This window comes from Streptomyces sp. CWNU-52B (assembly GCF_047444975.1).
Lineage (GTDB): Bacteria > Actinomycetota > Actinomycetes > Streptomycetales > Streptomycetaceae > Streptomyces.
Genome location: NZ_JBLFJV010000023.1, coordinates 117822 through 133695 on the forward strand (window position 1 = coordinate 117822; position 15874 = coordinate 133695).

At 71.1% G+C, this 15874-nt stretch carries 15 protein-coding genes; 7 read left to right on the forward strand and 8 right to left on the reverse strand.

Features of this window, described 5'->3' with window-relative positions; all coding sequences use genetic code 11:
• Nucleotides 1–2244: an MMPL family transporter gene (locus tag ACLVWQ_RS22890; RefSeq protein ID WP_414110988.1), complete on the reverse strand. Its 2244-nt coding sequence runs from the start codon at nucleotides 2242–2244 to the stop codon at nucleotides 1–3.
• 721 nt (nucleotides 2245–2965) lie between these two features.
• Here ACLVWQ_RS22890 and ACLVWQ_RS22895 point away from each other — a divergent pair.
• Together ACLVWQ_RS22895 and ACLVWQ_RS22900 are read left to right on the forward strand one after the other, a co-directional pair.
• On the forward strand, nucleotides 2966–4288 hold the full coding sequence (locus ACLVWQ_RS22895; RefSeq protein ID WP_414110989.1) for an aldehyde dehydrogenase family protein: 1323 nt from the start codon (nucleotides 2966–2968) through the stop codon (nucleotides 4286–4288).
• 195 nt (nucleotides 4289–4483) lie between these two features.
• Nucleotides 4484–5371 carry a glycoside hydrolase family 19 protein gene (locus tag ACLVWQ_RS22900; protein ID WP_414110990.1) on the forward strand — a complete coding sequence of 296 codons (888 nt, stop codon included), beginning with the start codon at nucleotides 4484–4486 and terminating at the stop codon, nucleotides 5369–5371.
• Between the two features lie 139 nt (nucleotides 5372–5510).
• Here ACLVWQ_RS22900 and ACLVWQ_RS22905 read toward each other — a convergent pair whose 3' ends face one another.
• Nucleotides 5511–6221, reverse strand: coding sequence for a GAF and ANTAR domain-containing protein (locus ACLVWQ_RS22905; RefSeq protein ID WP_414110991.1), 711 nt, complete (start codon nucleotides 6219–6221; stop codon nucleotides 5511–5513).
• A 91-nt stretch (nucleotides 6222–6312) separates the two neighbouring features.
• Complete coding sequence (locus ACLVWQ_RS22910; protein WP_414110992.1) at nucleotides 6313–6789, reverse strand: DUF5709 domain-containing protein; 477 nt, start codon at nucleotides 6787–6789, stop codon at nucleotides 6313–6315.
• Nucleotides 6790–7026: 237 nt separating this feature from the next.
• Here ACLVWQ_RS22910 and ACLVWQ_RS22915 point away from each other — a divergent pair, with 237 nt between their 5' ends.
• Nucleotides 7027–8391 carry an RICIN domain-containing protein gene (locus tag ACLVWQ_RS22915; RefSeq protein WP_414110993.1) on the forward strand — a complete coding sequence of 455 codons (1365 nt, stop codon included), beginning with the start codon at nucleotides 7027–7029 and terminating at the stop codon, nucleotides 8389–8391.
• A gap of 99 nt (nucleotides 8392–8490) precedes the next feature.
• Here ACLVWQ_RS22915 and ACLVWQ_RS22920 read toward each other — a convergent pair whose 3' ends face one another.
• Nucleotides 8491–9201: a dienelactone hydrolase family protein gene (locus tag ACLVWQ_RS22920; protein ID WP_414110994.1), complete on the reverse strand. Its 711-nt coding sequence runs from the start codon at nucleotides 9199–9201 to the stop codon at nucleotides 8491–8493.
• A 92-nt stretch (nucleotides 9202–9293) separates the two neighbouring features.
• Nucleotides 9294–10205, reverse strand: coding sequence for a LysR family transcriptional regulator (locus ACLVWQ_RS22925; RefSeq protein ID WP_414110995.1), 912 nt, complete (start codon nucleotides 10203–10205; stop codon nucleotides 9294–9296).
• Nucleotides 10206–10318: 113 nt separating this feature from the next.
• Between ACLVWQ_RS22925 and mgrA the strand changes: the two genes are divergently transcribed.
• Entirely contained in the window at nucleotides 10319–11320 is a 1002-nt protein-coding gene (gene mgrA / locus ACLVWQ_RS22930; protein WP_414110996.1) for an L-glyceraldehyde 3-phosphate reductase, read from the forward strand.
• 261 nt (nucleotides 11321–11581) lie between these two features.
• Complete coding sequence (locus ACLVWQ_RS22935) at nucleotides 11582–11992, forward strand: hypothetical protein (protein ID WP_414110997.1); 411 nt, start codon at nucleotides 11582–11584, stop codon at nucleotides 11990–11992.
• 37 nt (nucleotides 11993–12029) lie between these two features.
• Here the strand turns inward: ACLVWQ_RS22935 and ACLVWQ_RS22940 are convergent, their stop codons facing one another.
• Complete coding sequence (locus tag ACLVWQ_RS22940; RefSeq protein WP_414110998.1) at nucleotides 12030–12674, reverse strand: class I SAM-dependent DNA methyltransferase; 645 nt, start codon at nucleotides 12672–12674, stop codon at nucleotides 12030–12032.
• A gap of 62 nt (nucleotides 12675–12736) precedes the next feature.
• Nucleotides 12737–13225 (reverse strand): nuclear transport factor 2 family protein, encoded by a 489-nt coding sequence (locus tag ACLVWQ_RS22945; protein WP_414110999.1) that lies wholly within the window; start codon nucleotides 13223–13225, stop codon nucleotides 12737–12739.
• Nucleotides 13226–13363: 138 nt separating this feature from the next.
• On the opposite strand from ACLVWQ_RS22945, the gene ACLVWQ_RS22950 reads away from it, so the two are divergent.
• Entirely contained in the window at nucleotides 13364–13975 is a 612-nt protein-coding gene (locus ACLVWQ_RS22950) for a TetR/AcrR family transcriptional regulator (protein ID WP_414111000.1), read from the forward strand.
• On the opposite strand, the gene ACLVWQ_RS22955 is transcribed toward ACLVWQ_RS22950, so the two are convergent.
• On the reverse strand, nucleotides 13948–15192 hold the full coding sequence (locus ACLVWQ_RS22955; protein WP_414111001.1) for an epoxide hydrolase family protein: 1245 nt from the start codon (nucleotides 15190–15192) through the stop codon (nucleotides 13948–13950). The genes ACLVWQ_RS22950 and ACLVWQ_RS22955 overlap by 28 nt on opposite strands.
• A 151-nt stretch (nucleotides 15193–15343) precedes the next feature.
• Between ACLVWQ_RS22955 and ACLVWQ_RS22960 the strand changes: the two genes are divergently transcribed.
• Entirely contained in the window at nucleotides 15344–15826 is a 483-nt protein-coding gene (locus ACLVWQ_RS22960; protein ID WP_414111002.1) for a VOC family protein, read from the forward strand.
• Nucleotides 15827–15874 lie beyond the last annotated feature (48 nt).

A 15874-nucleotide genomic window follows, 5' to 3' on the forward strand; every position in this document is an offset into this window, starting at 1 on the left:
TCAGTGCCGGCCGACGGGGAACTGCGGCACCGCGGCGTCCGGCTCGGTCGCCGAGACCTGGACGCGCTTGTTCAGGGCCTCGCCCTCGATGTCCACGTTCGGCAGCACACGGTCCAGGATACGGGGCAGCCACCAGGCCCGGTGGCCGAGCAGGGCCAGGACCGCGGGTGCGATCGCCATCCGGACCACGAAGGCGTCGAAGGCGACGGCGGAGGCGAGGCCGACGCCCATCGTCTGGATGGTCGGCATGGTGATCCCGATGAACCCGGCGAAGACGCTGATCATGATGATCGCCGCCGCGGCCACCACGCGTCCGCTGTGCCGGAAGCCGTCGACGATCGCGTCGCCGGGGGAGGCGCCGTGGACGTAGGCCTCCCGCATCCGGGTGAAGAGGAACACCTCGTAGTCCATGGCGAGGCCGAAGACGATGCCGATGATCAGGATCGGCATCAGCGACATGACCGGCCCGGTCTGCTCGATGCCGATCAGGTCCGCGCCCCAGCCCCACTGGAAGACGACGACGAGGACACCGAAGGCGGCCCCCACCGACAGCAGGAAGCCCAGCGCGGCCTTGACCGGGACCAGGATCGAGCGGAAGACCACCATCAGCAGGAGCACCGCGAGGCCGATGACCACGCTCAGATAGGGGAGGAGGGCGTCGGACATGGCTTCTGAGATGTCGATGTTCAGCGCGGTGGTGCCGGTCACCGCGATACCGGCGCCCGTGTCGGCCTCGACGTCGGAGAGCGCGCCCCGGATCGCGTGCACCAGGTCCTTGGTCTCGCCGCTGTTCGGCGCGGTCTGCGGGACGGCGGTGAGGACGGCCGTGTCCTTGGTCGCGCTGAGCACCGGATCACCGACCGACTCGACCCCGTCCACCGCCCGTACGGTCTTGACGACCAGGTCCGTGGTGGCCCGGGTGTCCCCGGACTCCGACGTGTCCACGACCACGGTCAACGGGCCGTTGAAGCCGGGGCCGAAGCCGTCCGACAGCAGGTCGTAGGCGCGGCGCTGGGTGGTCTCCACCGGCTTGGACTCGTCACCGGGCAGCCCGAGTTCGAGGCCCAGGGCCGGCAGGGCGACGGCGCCGAGACCGAGTCCGGCGACCAGCAGCACGGCCACGGGGCGGCGCAGCACGAACCGCGCCCAGCGGACGCCGAGCCCGGCCCGGCCGGCCGCGGTGGGCAGCCGGTGCGGGTGCTCGCCGCCAGGGCGTGCGGCCTTGCGGGCGGAGCGGGACAGTACGCGCCGGCCGAAGAAGCCGAACAGCGCCGGGACCAGGGTCAGCGCGACGAGTACGGCGAGGGCCACGGCGCCCGCGCCACCCATGCCGATCTTGGTGAGTTCGGGGATTCCGACGACCCCGAGGCCGACCAGGGCGATGAAGACGGTCGCGCCGGCGAAGACGACGGCGGAGCCCGCCGTGCCCACGGCCCGCCCCGCGGCCTCCTCCGGTTCGCTGCCCCGGGCGCGCTCGTCGCGGAACCGGGAGGTGATGAAGAGCGCGTAGTCGATACCGACCGCGAGACCCAGCATCAGCGCCAGGATGGCCACGGTGGACGTCAGGCCCAGCGGCGCGGCCAGCGCGGAGACCAGGCCGAAGGCAATGGCCACGCCCAGGAAGGCGGTCATCAGCGACAGTCCGGCCGCGACCAGCGACCCGAGGGTGAGGACCAGCACCACCGCGGCGACCGCCACACCGATGAGCTCCGTCGTACCGCCCGGCTCCACCTCGGCGTCCAGGGCCGAGCCGCCGATCTCCACGGTCAGCCCCGCGTCCCGGGCCTGGCTCGCGGCGTCCTCCAAGGCGCTCTTCGTCGACTCGGTCAGGTCGGTGGCGTCCGCGGTGTAGGTGATCGTGGAGTAGGCGATGGTGCCGTCCTCGCTGACCGCGCCCGTCGTGTACGGGTCGGTGGCCGACGCGACCTGACCGCCCCCGTCCAGCGAGCCGAGCGTGTCCGCGACGGCCGCCTTGTTCTCCTGGGCGGTCACTCGCTGCCCGTCCGGGGCCCGGAACACCAGACGGGCCTCGGCACCCTGGGAGTTGCTCTCGGGGAAGCGCTCGTCGAGCAGGTCGAACGCCTGCTGCGACTCGGTGCCGGGCATGGAGAGGTCCTCCTCCTCCGCCTCGGGCGCCACGGCGGCGGCGACCACGGCCAGCAGCAGGGCGCCCAGCCACAGACCACCCACGAGGCGGCGCCGCCGGAAGGCCCACCGCCCGATCCGATAAAGAAGTGTCGCCATCTGTCGATCTCTCCAGACACCTGAGGAAAGGAAATACGCGGGATTCGCGCGTCTCCCACACTTCCCTCCACCGCCCGGACGGGCATCGTTCCCTGTCGCCGTCTTCCCTTGGTGCACCCGGACCAGCCACGCACCGGTCCTGGTGCCAACGCACCAGAAGCCCCCCTCCCCCGAAAGGGCCCAGGCCACGAGGAACCACACACCAGCGACAACGAACCCGCAGCCGACGCTCTACGGGGACGAGCCACCCCCCAGGGGCGCGAGGAACTGCGCGCCCAGCGCCAACGAACCCGCAGCCGACGCTAGGCCGGAAGGGACCACCCCCCCCCAGGGGCGCGGGGAACTGCGCACCCAGCGACAACGAACCCGCAGCCGACGCTCTACGAGGAGGGGCCACCCCCCCAGGGGCGCGGGGAACTGCGCACCCAGCCACAACGAACCCGCAGCCGTCGCTCCACCGGAAGGGTCCGCCCCCAGGGGCGCGAGGAACCGCGCGCCCAGCGACACCCCCCGCTTCCTGCCCAACCGTCGGAAGACACCCGCCGTCCGGGCGGACCTCCTGGCCCCTTGGTGTGACCCGGCGGCCCCGCACGGTGATTTCGGACGGTGCGGAATTTACGATGCCGGATAGATGGTTGGCTTATACACCGAGCTTGCCGCTCGACCCACCGAGCGCGGGCCGCCCGGCCCGCTTTCCCGCACCCCCCACCAGCGAGGCGACGTGAACCAGCCCACCCCCGAGCAGCCCGCCGACATCGTGGCGCGACTGCGTGCCACCTACCGCTCCGGCCGTACCAAGCCCGTCGCGTGGCGCACCGGCCAGCTCCGCCGCCTGCGCGAGATGCTCACCGAGGACGGCACGGAGATCGCCGCAGCCCTCCACGCCGACCTGGGGAAGAGCTCCACCGAATCCTTCCGCACGGAGATCGACTTCGTCGTGCGGGAGATCGACCACACCCTTGAGCACCTCGACGACTGGCTGCGCCCCCAGCCCGCCCCCGTACCCGCGCGCCTCGGCGCCGACGCGGCGGGCTGGACCCGCTACGACCCCCTCGGTGTCGTCCTGGTCATCGCCCCCTGGAACTACCCGGTGCAGCTCCTGCTCGCCCCGATGCTCGGCGCGCTCGCCGCGGGCAACGCGGTGGTCGTCAAACCCAGCGAGCTGGCCCCGGCCACCTCCGCCGTACTGGCCCGGCTGCTGCCCCGGTACCTCGACACCGAGGCGGTCGCCGTCGTGGAGGGCGCCGTGCCCGAGACCACGGCCCTGCTCGCCGAGCGCTTCGACCACATCTTCTACACCGGCAACGGCACCGTCGGCCGCATCGTGATGACCGCCGCCGCGCGCCACCTCACCCCGGTCACCCTCGAACTCGGCGGCAAGTCACCGGCCTTCGTCGACCGGGGCACCGACCTGGCCGTCGTCGCCGAGCGTCTGGCGCGCGGCAAGTTCCTCAACGCCGGGCAGACCTGCGTCGCCCCCGACTACGTCCTGACCGACCCGGCGACGGCCCGCGCCCTGGAGCCCGCACTGGCGAAGGCCGTCGAGGCGCTGTACGGAGCCGACGCGTCGCGCTCCACCGAGTACGGGCGGATCGTCAACGAGCGGCACTTCGACCGGCTCAGCGGGCTGCTCGGCTCCGGCCGGGTCGTCGTGGGCGGCGACAGCGACCGCGGCGCGAAGTACATCGCGCCGACCGTCCTGGCCGACGTCGAGCCCGACGCGCCGGTCATGGGCGAGGAGATCTTCGGGCCGATCCTGCCGATCGTGACCGTCCCCGGGCTCGACGAGGCCATCGACTTCGTCAACGACCGCGACAAGCCCCTCGCCCTGTACGCCTTCACCGAGTCGGACACCACCCGGGAGCGGCTCGCCGCCGAGACCTCGTCCGGCGGACTGGGTCTCGGTCTGCCGCTCGCCCATCTCACCGTCTCGGACCTGCCGTTCGGGGGCGTGGGGGAGAGCGGCATGGGCAACTACCACGGCCGCTACTCGATCGAGACGTTCAGTCACCGCAAGGCCGTACTGGAGAAGCCGCTGAGCTGAAGTGGCGTGGCGTCGGGGCGAGTTGACTGGTCTACACCCTTGACTGGTCCAGACCAAGGTGGTGGAGTGTGCTACCTCACCCCCACCACGGCCGCCCCGTACGCCGCGGCCGGTGCTCCCGGCCCACGCGTACAAGGTCTCCTCCGCTCTGCCCACGTACGGGTCGCGGCCGTGCTCCGCGAAGGAGTTGGTCCTGTGTCGAGGCGCCGTATCTCTGCGTTCGTGGCCGCGATCGTCCTCGGAACCGCCGCACCGGTGCTCCTGCCGGCCCCGGGCGCGTCCGCGGCGGCCTGTTCGAGCTACCCCAACTGGGTGGCCGGCCAGTCCTACGTGACCGGGAACATCGTCCGGTACACCGACGGCAAGGCGTACATAGCCGAGCACGACAACCCGGGCTACGACCCCATCATCAGCACCTGGTTCTGGGAGCCGTACGCCTGTGACAACGGGCCCACCAACCCCTCCGGGTTCGTCGTCAGCGAGGCGCAGTTCAACCAGATGTTCCCGAGCCGGAACTCCTTCTACAGCTACAGCGGGCTGACGGCCGCGATGAGCGCCTACCCGGCGTTCGCGAACACCGGCAGCGACACGGTGAAGAAGCAGGAGGCCGCCGCCTTCCTCGCCAACGTCAGCCACGAGACCGGTGGTCTGCAGTACGTGGTCGAGCAGAACACCGCCAACTACCCCCACTACTGCGACTGGAACCAGTCCTACGGCTGCCCGGCCGGCCAGAGCGCGTACTACGGCCGCGGTCCGATCCAGCTCAGCTGGAACTTCAACTACAAGGCCGCGGGCGACGCGCTCGGCATCGACCTCCTCAACAACCCCTGGCTCGTGCAGAACGACTCCGCCGTGGCCTGGAAGACCGGCCTCTGGTACTGGAACACGCAGTCCGGACCCGGCACCATGACCGGCCACAACGCCATGGTCAACGGCGCGGGCTTCGGCCAGACGATCCGCTCCATCAACGGTTCGCTGGAGTGCGACGGCAAGAACCCCGCCCAGGTGCAGAGCCGCGTGGACAGCTACCAGCGGTTCGTCCAGATCCTCGGCACGACGGCCGGCAACAACCTGTACTGCTGACACACCCTCGCGCGCGGTCCGCACCACTCGCCGCCGCCCCACAGCCGGCTCACCACCGGCTGTGGGACCGGGACCCGCGGGAGAGCGGGGAGAGCATGGAGACACATGGACGAAGCGGCGACGGGCTGACCCCGGCGGGTCACGCGGGGGGCGGGCCCCTGAGAACGGACACGGTGACCTCCGCGAGCGTCCGACCGGTCCGGAAGGCCTCCGCCCGCATCGTGGCCAGCGCGCCGTCGACGCTCATGCCGAACCGGGCGGCGACGACCCCGATGGCCTGGTGGGTCGAGGACCAGTGGGCCCGTACGACGTCCGTGGGCTGCCACTGGGGGTACACGGAGCCGTCGAAGAGGTCGCCGTGCGCCGGCAGCAGGGCCCGCGCCACGGCGCCCGCGACCTGGGCGCCGACCCGTAGGGACGACGCGTCGAGTCCGTCGTCGGCACACGTGTAGACCTCCAGCGAGCCGAGCGTCTGATCGACGACCCGCAGGGGGAACGCGCAGACGGCCCCCACCTCGGGCAGCTGCTCGACCACGGTCGCGCCGAAGAACGGCCAGGGCGTGACATGCCGCCGCAGACCGCTCGCCACGGCCGGCACGCCGTCCCGCGCGGCGGCGATGCAGGGGCCCTCCGCCACGGTGAACTGGATCTCCTCCAGCCGCAGAGCGGTGTCGTCGGACGCGCACAGCAACTGCCGGGCGGGTGTGTCGGTGAACAGGGCCAGGGTCGCCCCGTCGACGGCCAGGACTTCGCAGGCCGCGGCGCACAGGGCGCGGGGCAGCTCACCCGCCTCCGCGAGACGGGCGGCCTCCGAAACCGTCTGTGCCGCCGAGGGTGGTCGTGCAGCCATCGGATTCTCCGTCCTGTCCCGTCCATGCCGTCCCCGTGTTCGTACGAGTACCTCCTCACCGGCATCCGGAACGGCATGCTGCCCGCGGACCTCAGACGTCGGGGGCCGGGTCCTCCTCCGGTACGACGTGGACCGCGGCCTCCTCCGCGCCCGCGGCTCCGCCGTCGACGCCCACGTCCGAGGCGACGGCGTCCTTCGTCGTGTCCGGGTGGGCACCCTCGTCCGGCGCCACCAGACGGCCCGCGCGCTCCCCACCGGCCTCGGGGTCGAGGGCCTCTCCCTCGCCGTAGGGCAGGTCACCGACGCCGTCGCCGGCCGGGGTCTCCTCCTCGGGGACCTCCTGGAGCAGCCGTTCGTCCAGGCTCTCGCCCTCGTGCTGCTCGGCCGCCGTGACGCCCGTCCTGGTGACTCCCAGCGGCTTCTCCGGCGGGGAGTACCCCTCGTCGAGCACGTCGTCGTACGTACGTTCGTCCACCGCGTCCTCAAGGTCCAGGGCGGTGGCGTCCGCCTGGTCCTCGCCCGCCTCCGCGGGCTGGTAGACCTCGTCCCCCGTGCTGTCGTCGCTCATGTCAGCCTCCTGGCCAGGTGATCGCTTTGCGCTCCCCGTAGGAGTACCGCGGTGCCCGGCACACGCTCCGTGAAACACCGGGCGACTCGATGGCCCCGCGTCACCGGCGCGACCGCACCCGGCAAGCTCGTGGTATTGACCGGTACATACCAATCCGATTGAGTGTCCCCGCGCAGACCCCCCACTTTCCCGGCGGCTGATCAGGCGTCGCCGCGCTGCCGAAGGGATCCGACCGTCATGCGGAGATACCGCCCCCTGCTCGCCCTCACCGCCGCCGGAGCGGCACTGACCACCGCTCTGGCCGCTCCCGCCCACGCGGCTGACGTGCCGGCCTCCGGAGTGTTCTACGTACAGAGCGCCCTCACCGGACTCAACGCCGCCGACAGCGGGGGAGCGGTCCTCCAGCGCAACCCCAAGGGCGACGAGGACCGCCAGCAGTGGACGCTCAGGTCCAGCGGCACGTCGTACGTCCTGGAGAGCACCGACACGGCGGGCAGCTGCCTCGGCAGGTCGGGCGGCCAGGCGAGAACCGTGGCCTGCGCGGGCGCCGACGCCTCGTGGGAGATCACCGCGGTGGGCACCGACCGCTACCGGCTCAAGGTGCCGGGCGCCGACCAGTACCTGAGCGTCGGGGCGAAGGCCTCCGGCGCCAACTACCCGGCGCAGCTGGTCGTCGGCGGCGCGGGCGACCCCGCGGCCTGGTACCTCACCCCGGTGACGTCCCCGACCTCCCCGATGCCGAACGCGGATCAACGCACCCTGGACCAGGTCACGTTCCTCACCTCCCACAACGCCTACGCGAACGGCGTCGACGGCGGCTTCGCGCCACCCTTCGTCAACCTCGTCCCGAACCAGAGCCGCGGTATCAACCAGCAACTCACCGACGGCGTACGCGGGTTCATGCTGGACATCCACCAGACCCCGGACGGCGCGATCCTCTGCCACAACAGCTGCACCCTCGTCAGCAGCCCGGTGGCGCTGTGGGTGGACATCCAGCGCATGGTCGACTTCCTCAGGCAGAATCCGAATGAGATCGTCACCGTGTTCCTGGAGGACTACGTCGACCCGGGCGTCCTGCGCAGCGAACTGGCCCGTGTGAACGGCCTGTCCGACGTCCTCTACCGGCCGGACCAGACGGGTGTGCGCGCGAACGGCTGGCCGCGGGTGGCGGACCTGATCGCGGCCGACGACCGGCTGCTCCTGTTCAGCGACCACAGCCGATCCGCCGACCAGTCGGCCGGTCTCACCCGGGACAGCTTCGGCGTCATGTACCAGCGCGAGTGGACCGTGGAGAACTACTGGTCCATGGGCTCGGGGCTCGGGAACTCCGACTGGTCCTGCTACAGCCGCTGGTACGACGCCAACACCAACGTCCCGCTCACGGCCACGGCGTCGCCCTTCCGTCCGCTCTTCGTGATGAACCACTTCCGTGACACGGCGATCGCCTCGACCGCGGGCACCGACAACACCAAACTCACCGACCGGGCACGGAGGTTCTGCCAGCCCGCGGCGCGCAAGAAGCCCAACTTCCTCGCGGTGGACCGGTACGACCTCGGCTCACCCGCCTCGGCGGTGGCGACGCTGAACACGTACACGTACTGATGTCCACGTACTGATGTTCCCGTACTGACGTGGGTGGCCGGCCCCGGCGGGACCGGGGGCAGCCACCCACGTCAGTGCTCGACGAGGTGCGGCGTGCGGTCAGCCGAGCTGTGCGTGCAGGAACTCGACCGTGCTCCGCCAGGCCAGGGCCGACGACTCGGGGTCGTGGACGGCCGGGCGGCCGTCGTTGAAGAAGGCGTGGTCGGCCGGGTAGACGCGGAAGTCCGGGGTGACGCCGGACTGTTCGCGGATCGTCTCGGCGAGCGGGGCGAGGGAGTCGACGGGGATACTGGTGTCGAGCTCGCCGTAGTGGCCGAGGATCTGGGCCTTGAGCCCCGAGAAGTCGGGAGCCTCGCCCTGGATCACGCCGTAGAAGGGGACAGCGGCCCTCACGCGCGGGTCGGTGGCCGCCTGGTGGAGGACGAAGCCGCCTCCCATGCAGAAGCCGACCGAACCGACCGCCTCCGACGTGACCTCCGGCATCGCCAGCAGATGGTCGACGGCGCCCGACAGCAGCTCGACACCGCGCGCCACGGGCAGCTCCCGCATCATGCGGAACGCCTCGGAGCTCTCATGGGCGACGTTGCCGCCGTACAGGTCAGGGGCCAGCGCCACGAACCCCTCCTGGGCCAGGCGCTCGGTGACGTCCGCGATGTGGTCGGTCAGCCCCCACCACTCCTGGATCACGATGACACCGGGCCCTCGTCCGGCCGGCGGCAGTGCCAGGTAACCGTGTGCGGTGGTGCCGCCGCTCGGGAACGTGACGTTCTGGTGGGCGGGTGCCCCGGTGGACCTGGGCGTCTCGGACATGGTGTGTCACTCCTGTCGATGGATCTCGCCCCCCAGCATGCAGGAACCGGGTGCCGGGTGGGCGGACGGCCCCCGGACCGGGGAACGCCGGGCTACGCGTTCCGAGCGGTCGTGGCCCGCTCGCCTGTTTCGAGGGTGTCGAGCAGGGACAGGAAGGCTCTCGCCGCCGGACTGGTCGCCTCCGGTGACGGGAGCATCGCGACGGTCTCGTACGGCGTCTCGGTGTCGGCCTTGAGCGGCAGGGCCGGCAGCGCCGGCCGCTTGTGGGCGAAGTGGCGCGGTACGACGGCGATACCGAGGCCCTCCTCCACGAGGTCGAGCAGGCTGTGTACGTCGTTGACCTCCAGGGCGACCGTGCGGTGCACGCCCGCCGCCGCGAAGGCCGCGTCGGTGGTGCGGCGCGGCCCCCAGTCGGGGTGGAAGTCGACGAAGGCCTCGCCGCCCAGCTCGCGGGGGGTGACGGAGCCGCCGTCCGCGAGACGGTGCGAGGGGTGGCACACGACGGTCATCGGCTCACGGGTCAGGGGCAGACACCGCAGCTGTTCGGTGTCGGCGCGGGTCGTCACCGCGAACGCCAGATCCAGCCGGCCTGCGGCGACGTCCTCGGCGAGAGCCCCCGAGCTCGCCTGCCGCAGCCGGATCTCCACATCCGGATGCTGCCGTCGGAACGCGGCCAGCAACGGGGCCACGTGCACACCGGCGATGCACTGCTCGGTGCCCAGCGAGAGCCTGCCGCGCAGCACCCCCTGCACGGCGGCCACCGCGTCGTGGGCCGCGCGGACCTGGGCCAGGATCCGCTCCGCCTCGGTCAGCAGGGCCCGCCCGGCCTCGGTGAGCGTCACCCGGCGGGTGGTGCGCACGAACAGCGGGGCGCGCAGCTCGCGCTCCAGGGCGCGGATGGAGGCGGACAGACCGGACTGCGACACCATGAGGCGTTCCGCCGCCCGGGTGAAGTGCTGGTCCTCGGCGACCGCGACGAAGTGCTGAAGGTGGCGCAATTCCATGATTGAGAAGCGTATCCGCTGAATCCCATCCGATTCTCCTGTTGGACCGCTGTCGGCCGGGCAGGCGAGAGTGGACACCGGTCCACTCCGTACCGACCCCTCTGGAGAACGCGTTGTACACCGCACACACCGACCGTTACGCGGACATGTCCTACCGGCGCACCGGACGCAGCGGCCTGAAGCTGCCCGCCCTCTCCCTGGGCCTGTGGCACAACTTCGGCCCCGACCGGCCGGTGGACACCCAGCGCGCGATCCTGCGGCGAGCGTTCGATCTGGGCGTCACCCACTTCGACCTGGCCAACAACTACGGGCCCCCGCCCGGCGCGGCCGAGTCGGCCCTCGGCGAGGCCCTGAAGGCGGACTTCGCGCCCTACCGCGACGAGCTGGTCATCTCCAGCAAGGCCGGCTACCTGATGTGGCCGGGCCCGTACGGGGAATGGGGCTCCCGCAAGTACCTGCTGTCCTCGCTCGACCAGAGCCTGAACCGCATGGGCCTCGACTACGTCGACATCTTCTACTCGCACCGCCCCGACCCGGAGACTCCCCTGGAGGAGACGATGGGCGCCCTGCACTCGGCCGTGCAGCAGGGCAAGGCGCTGTACGTCGGCGTCTCGAACTACTCGCCCGAGCAGACCCGTGAGGCCGCGCGCATCCTGGGCGAGCTGGGCACCCCGCTCCTCATCCACCAGCCGCGCTACTCGATGCTCGACCGGCGGCCCGAGGAGGAGGGGCTCCTGGACACGCTCGACGAGCTGCGGATCGGGTCCATCGCCTACTCGCCACTGGACCAGGGTCTGCTCACGGGCCGCTACCTGGACGGAATCCCGGAGGGTTCGCGGGCCGCGAGCGACAGCCCCTTCCTGAGCGCGGACAAGCTGACCGAGGAGCTGGTCGCCGACCTGCGCGCCCTGAACGGCGTCGCCGAGTCCCGCGGCCAGTCCCTGGCCCAGATGGCGCTGGCCTGGGTGCTGCGCGGCGGCCGGGTCACCTCCGCGCTGATCGGCGCGAGCAGCCCGCAGCAGCTGGAGGACAGCGTGGCGGCCACGGGCAACCTGGAGTTCTCGCAGGACGACCTCGCACGCATCGACGCGATCGTGCAGAAGCCGGCCGTCTAGGCTCCGCCACTTCCACCGACTCCATGCTTTTCCCCGCTCGCATGCGAGCGGGGAAAAGCATGTCTCCTGAGCCAACAGACTGGCTGGAAAGGCATGGTGACACTGTGTCAGGAGTGGCGATACTCGAAGGCTAGGGCAATTCGCCCTACGAGCAGCGCTTCATCGAACGACCACCTCAGAACAGCGCCATGGTGCACGGCAGAACGAGCCGCGGGAAAGAGAGGCCGACAGGCGGCGAGCGGATGTGATGGGGGAGTGATCGTGCACGACGAATTCCTGTGCCACGTCACCGCGTACGGAGTCTGCGGCGGAATGTGGGTCGGCGTCCCCCTCGGCACCTATCGAGCGCCCACTCTGGCCCTCGCCATGTGGTGGTTGCGGGAACGGGCGTCCTGGATCGCCGAGCGCCTGGACCCGGACCCCGACGCCCCGTACTTCCCGCCGAACTCGATGGCGCCCGTCGCGGGCACGTCCCCCGATGTGCCCGGCATGCTGCGCCTGTGGTGCGGCGACATCGAGCAACAGGATTTGGCCGCCGAGGAGTTGGCCGCCGGGCATCTGGTGCGCATCGTCACGAGCGACGAGACCACCGAGTACGAACTGCTCGCGGAGTCGGTCGACGCGCTGCGGATGCAGCGCACCCTGCCCTTCGTGTCCGTCCCGGCGGCCTGATCGACGCGACCTGCCCGACCCGACCCCGAGGCGGGAGTCAGTCCTTGCTCAGGAGCAAGTGGGCGTGCGGGAACTGGCGTTCGTCCTCCCGGGGGGCTCGTACCAGGCGGGCCTTCTCGGTGAAGCCCGTCCCCGTCAGCAGGCCGGCCACCCGGTCGGGGGACCAGCGGTAGGCGAGGGCCACCTTGTGGTCGAAGGACTCGACGAGCTCCGCGGGGTCGTCGTGCGCCTGGAACGAGAGCAGCAGATGGCCACCGGGTGTCAGTACGCGGTGGAACTCCGCGCACACCTGGGGCAGCAGCTCCGGGGGAGTGTGGATGATCGAGTAGCGGGCCAGCACTCCGTCGAGCGTGCCGTCACCGAGTTCCAGCGCGGTCATCGACCCCACCTCGAACCGCAGGTCCGGGTGTGCCGAACGGGCGATGGCGATCATCTCCGCCGACAGGTCGACACCCGACGCGTCCAGGCCGAGCGAGTGCAGAAAGGACGTCACATGGCCCGGACCGCAGCCGAGGTCGGCCACGGTGCCGCCGCCAGCCGTCCGCACGAAGTCGGCGAACGCGGCGATCATCGCCCGGTCCAGCGGAAAGTCCTCCAGGGCGTTGGCGAAGAGCTCGGCGTAACGGGCGGCCATCGCGTCGTAGGCCGTCCGGGTGGTACGCAGGAATTCTGGCTCGATCATGGATCCGTACGGTAGTACGGCCGGCGGGGCCGGACCCGCGAAAGCGGGTATTGCTCCCGGTGCTAGATGCCGGAGAGGACGGTGGGGTCGCCGTCGGTCCAGGCGTTGTCGACGGTGACGCGCCGGATGACCCATACCTCGCCCTGCCGGACGAGTTCGACGTCGTACCGGTTGGTCATGAGGACGTGGCGGGAGTGGTCCTCCCGGGGCAGGTGCTGGCAGGCCATGATGCCTTCGAGGTGTGCCGTGTCGCCGTCGAGGGTCACCCGCGGGTTGCTCAGGGAGTGGGTCGTGTCCAGGTGGCTGAGCGAGCCGGACAGTGCGGCGGCGATGGTGTCCCGGCCCTCCACCGGCGGGTACGCGTGGCCGGCCTTCGCCGTGGCGGGCCCGAAGTCGGCGACCGCGTCCTCGGCGAAGGCGGAGGCGAGGAGGTCCTTGTCGCGCAGGTCGAGGCCGGCGGCGTACCGGTAGAGGGTCTCCACCACGGCGAGCTTGTCGGCGGTGGCGGTGAGGGAGGCGGGAGAGGCGAGGGGAGTGCTGCTGTCCGGCATGGTGCTTCCTCAGGTGGCAGGTGGTGGTGTGTTGTGTCCTCCACCGTAGACCACTGATTGACAGGTGTCGAATAGTGCTCGGAAGGCGGCCGTCCGCCTCGGCGCAACGACCCCCCGGCCTCGGAGTAGGGTGCGTCCATGGCGAGTGATCAGTCTCCGGCCGCTGAAGCGGACCCGCGCTTCGTCCGCTCGCGACGGGCGATCGCGGACACGCTGGCCGACCTCATGCAGCGGACACAGACGGCTCCCTCGGTCTCCGCTCTGGCCGAAGCGGCGGGCGTCCACCGCGCCACCTTCTACAACCACTTCGACTCGGTCGAGGAAGCCGCGGTGTACGTGATCGCCGACGACTTCCGGACCCTGCACGACCTGAACATCAGCGACCGGCAGCTGGGCGCGGACCCGGCCGCCGTGGCGGTGGCGACACTGAACGCCATGCTCGACACCCTCCGCCGGCGCAGGAGCCTCTTCCTGCTGGCCTCGACCTGGCGGTCGTCCAGCGGGCTGATGGGGATCGGCGACCTCCTCCTGGAACAGCTCCGCCTGCTGCGGCGGGACCTCGGCGTCGACGAAGGGGAGGAGCCGGGCGCGAACTCGGTCGAGGACGTCTACACGGCCTCCGGCGTCCACGGAGTCTTCTCCGCCGCGGTCGGCGGGAACACCGACTGCGCCCCGGAGGAGATCGCCGTCCGGCTGTACGCCCTGCTGCCGGGCTGGATCCGTCAGCCGCCGGAGCCGTCGAGGACCTGACCCGCGACGCGGCCGGCCGGGCAGCCGCCGCCCCGCAGCTGACGGAAGAACGCCCGTACGTCCCCGACGAGCAGCTCCGGTTCCTCCATCGCCGCGAAATGCCCGCCCCGGTCGAACTCGGTCCACCGCACCACGTTGTCCGTGCGGTCCGCGTTGTGCCGCAGCGGGATGAAGTTGTCCCGGGGGAAGACGGCGAGTGCGGTCGGTGTGGTCGACGGCTCCGCGGGCGCGCCCCCGTCGGCCGCGTGCGCGCGCTCGTAGTAGACCCGCGCGGACGAACCGGCCGTGCCCGTGAGCCAGTACAGCATCACGTCGGTGAGCAGCTGGTCCCGGTCGACCGCGTCCTCGGGACGCTCGTCCGAGTCCGTCCACTCCTTGAACTTCTCGGCGATCCAGGCGAGTTGCCCGACGGGTGAGTCGGTGAGCCCGTAGGCGAGGGTTCCCGGCCGGGTCGACTGGATGTCGGCGTACCCCTGGCGCTCACGGGTCCACTCCTGGTGGCGCCGCCACGAGGCGAGGGTGCGGTCGCGTTCCCGGGGGCTCAGCGCGGCCAGCTCCCCGGGAGTCGGCTCGGTCGTGGCGTGCGCGCCGGGCAGCAGGTTCAGATGGACGCCGATCACCCGGTCGGGGTGGACACGGCCCAGCTCGCGGGAGATCGCCGCGCCCCAGTCGCCGCCCTGCACGCCGTACCGCCGGTGGCCGAGCCGGTCCATCAGGACGGCGAACGCGGCGGCGATGCGGCGGTACTCCCAGCCGGTGTCCCGGGTGGGCCCCGACAGACCGAACCCGGGAATGCTCGGGACCACCAGGTGGAAGGCGTCGGCCGGGTCACCGCCGTGGGCGCGCGGATCGGTCAACGGGCCCACCACGTCGAGGAACTCGGCGATCGAGCCGGGCCAGCCGTGCGTGACGATCAGCGGGGTCGCGTCCGGCTCCGGGGAGCGGATGTGCGCGAAGTGGAGGTCCGCCCCGTCGATGACCGTCATGAACTGGGGCCACTCGTTGAGCCTGGCCTCCGCGGCGCGCCAGTCGTAGGAGTGCCGCCAGTACTCCACCAGCTCTTCGAGGTAGGCGCGCGGAACCCCGTACGCCCAGCCCACGCCCGGCAGCTCGTCCGGCCACCGCGTGCGGTCCAGGCGCGCGTGCAGATCGTCGAGGTCGGCCTGGGGGATGTCGATACGGAAGGGCTGGACACGGTCGCCGTGCGGGGAGGTCATGGCCGGTCATGCTAGTTCCGCGGTGGCACCCGCGCCGGATTCCGGAAATGCCGCCCGCGCCACCGATGAGTTTCCCGTCTGGGACCGGTCGATACAGATGACAGCGCTGATGACAGCACCGAGGACAGCGTTCCCGACCCGGGAGGTACCCATGAGCACCGACGGATTCACCACATGTCTCTGGTTCGACGGACAGGCCGAGGAGGCCGCGAACTTCTACGTCTCGCTCTTCAAGAACTCCGAGCTCGGCAGGATCGGCCGCTACACGGAGGCCGGACCGGGCACCGCCGGTTCCGTCCTCACCGTCGACTTCGTGGCCAACGGCCAGAAGTTCATCGGCCTGAACGGCGGACCGGAGTTCACGTTCAACGAGGCCGTCTCCTTCCAGATCGACTGCGCGGACCAGGCCGAGGTGGACTTCTACTCGAACGCGCTCATCGAGGGCGGCGGCGAGCAGGGTCCCTGCGGTTGGCTGAAGGACAGGTTCGGCGTCTCCTGGCAGGTAGTCCCGACTCGGCTGATCGAGATGATCAGCGACTCGGACCAGGAGAAGGCGAACCGCGCCATGGCGGCCATGCTCAAGATGCACAAGCTCGACATCGCCGCCCTGGAGAAGGCGTACGCCGGGAAGTGAGACACCCGCCACCGCGAGACGGCCGCCTGCCGCCGCCCCGGGGCCGGG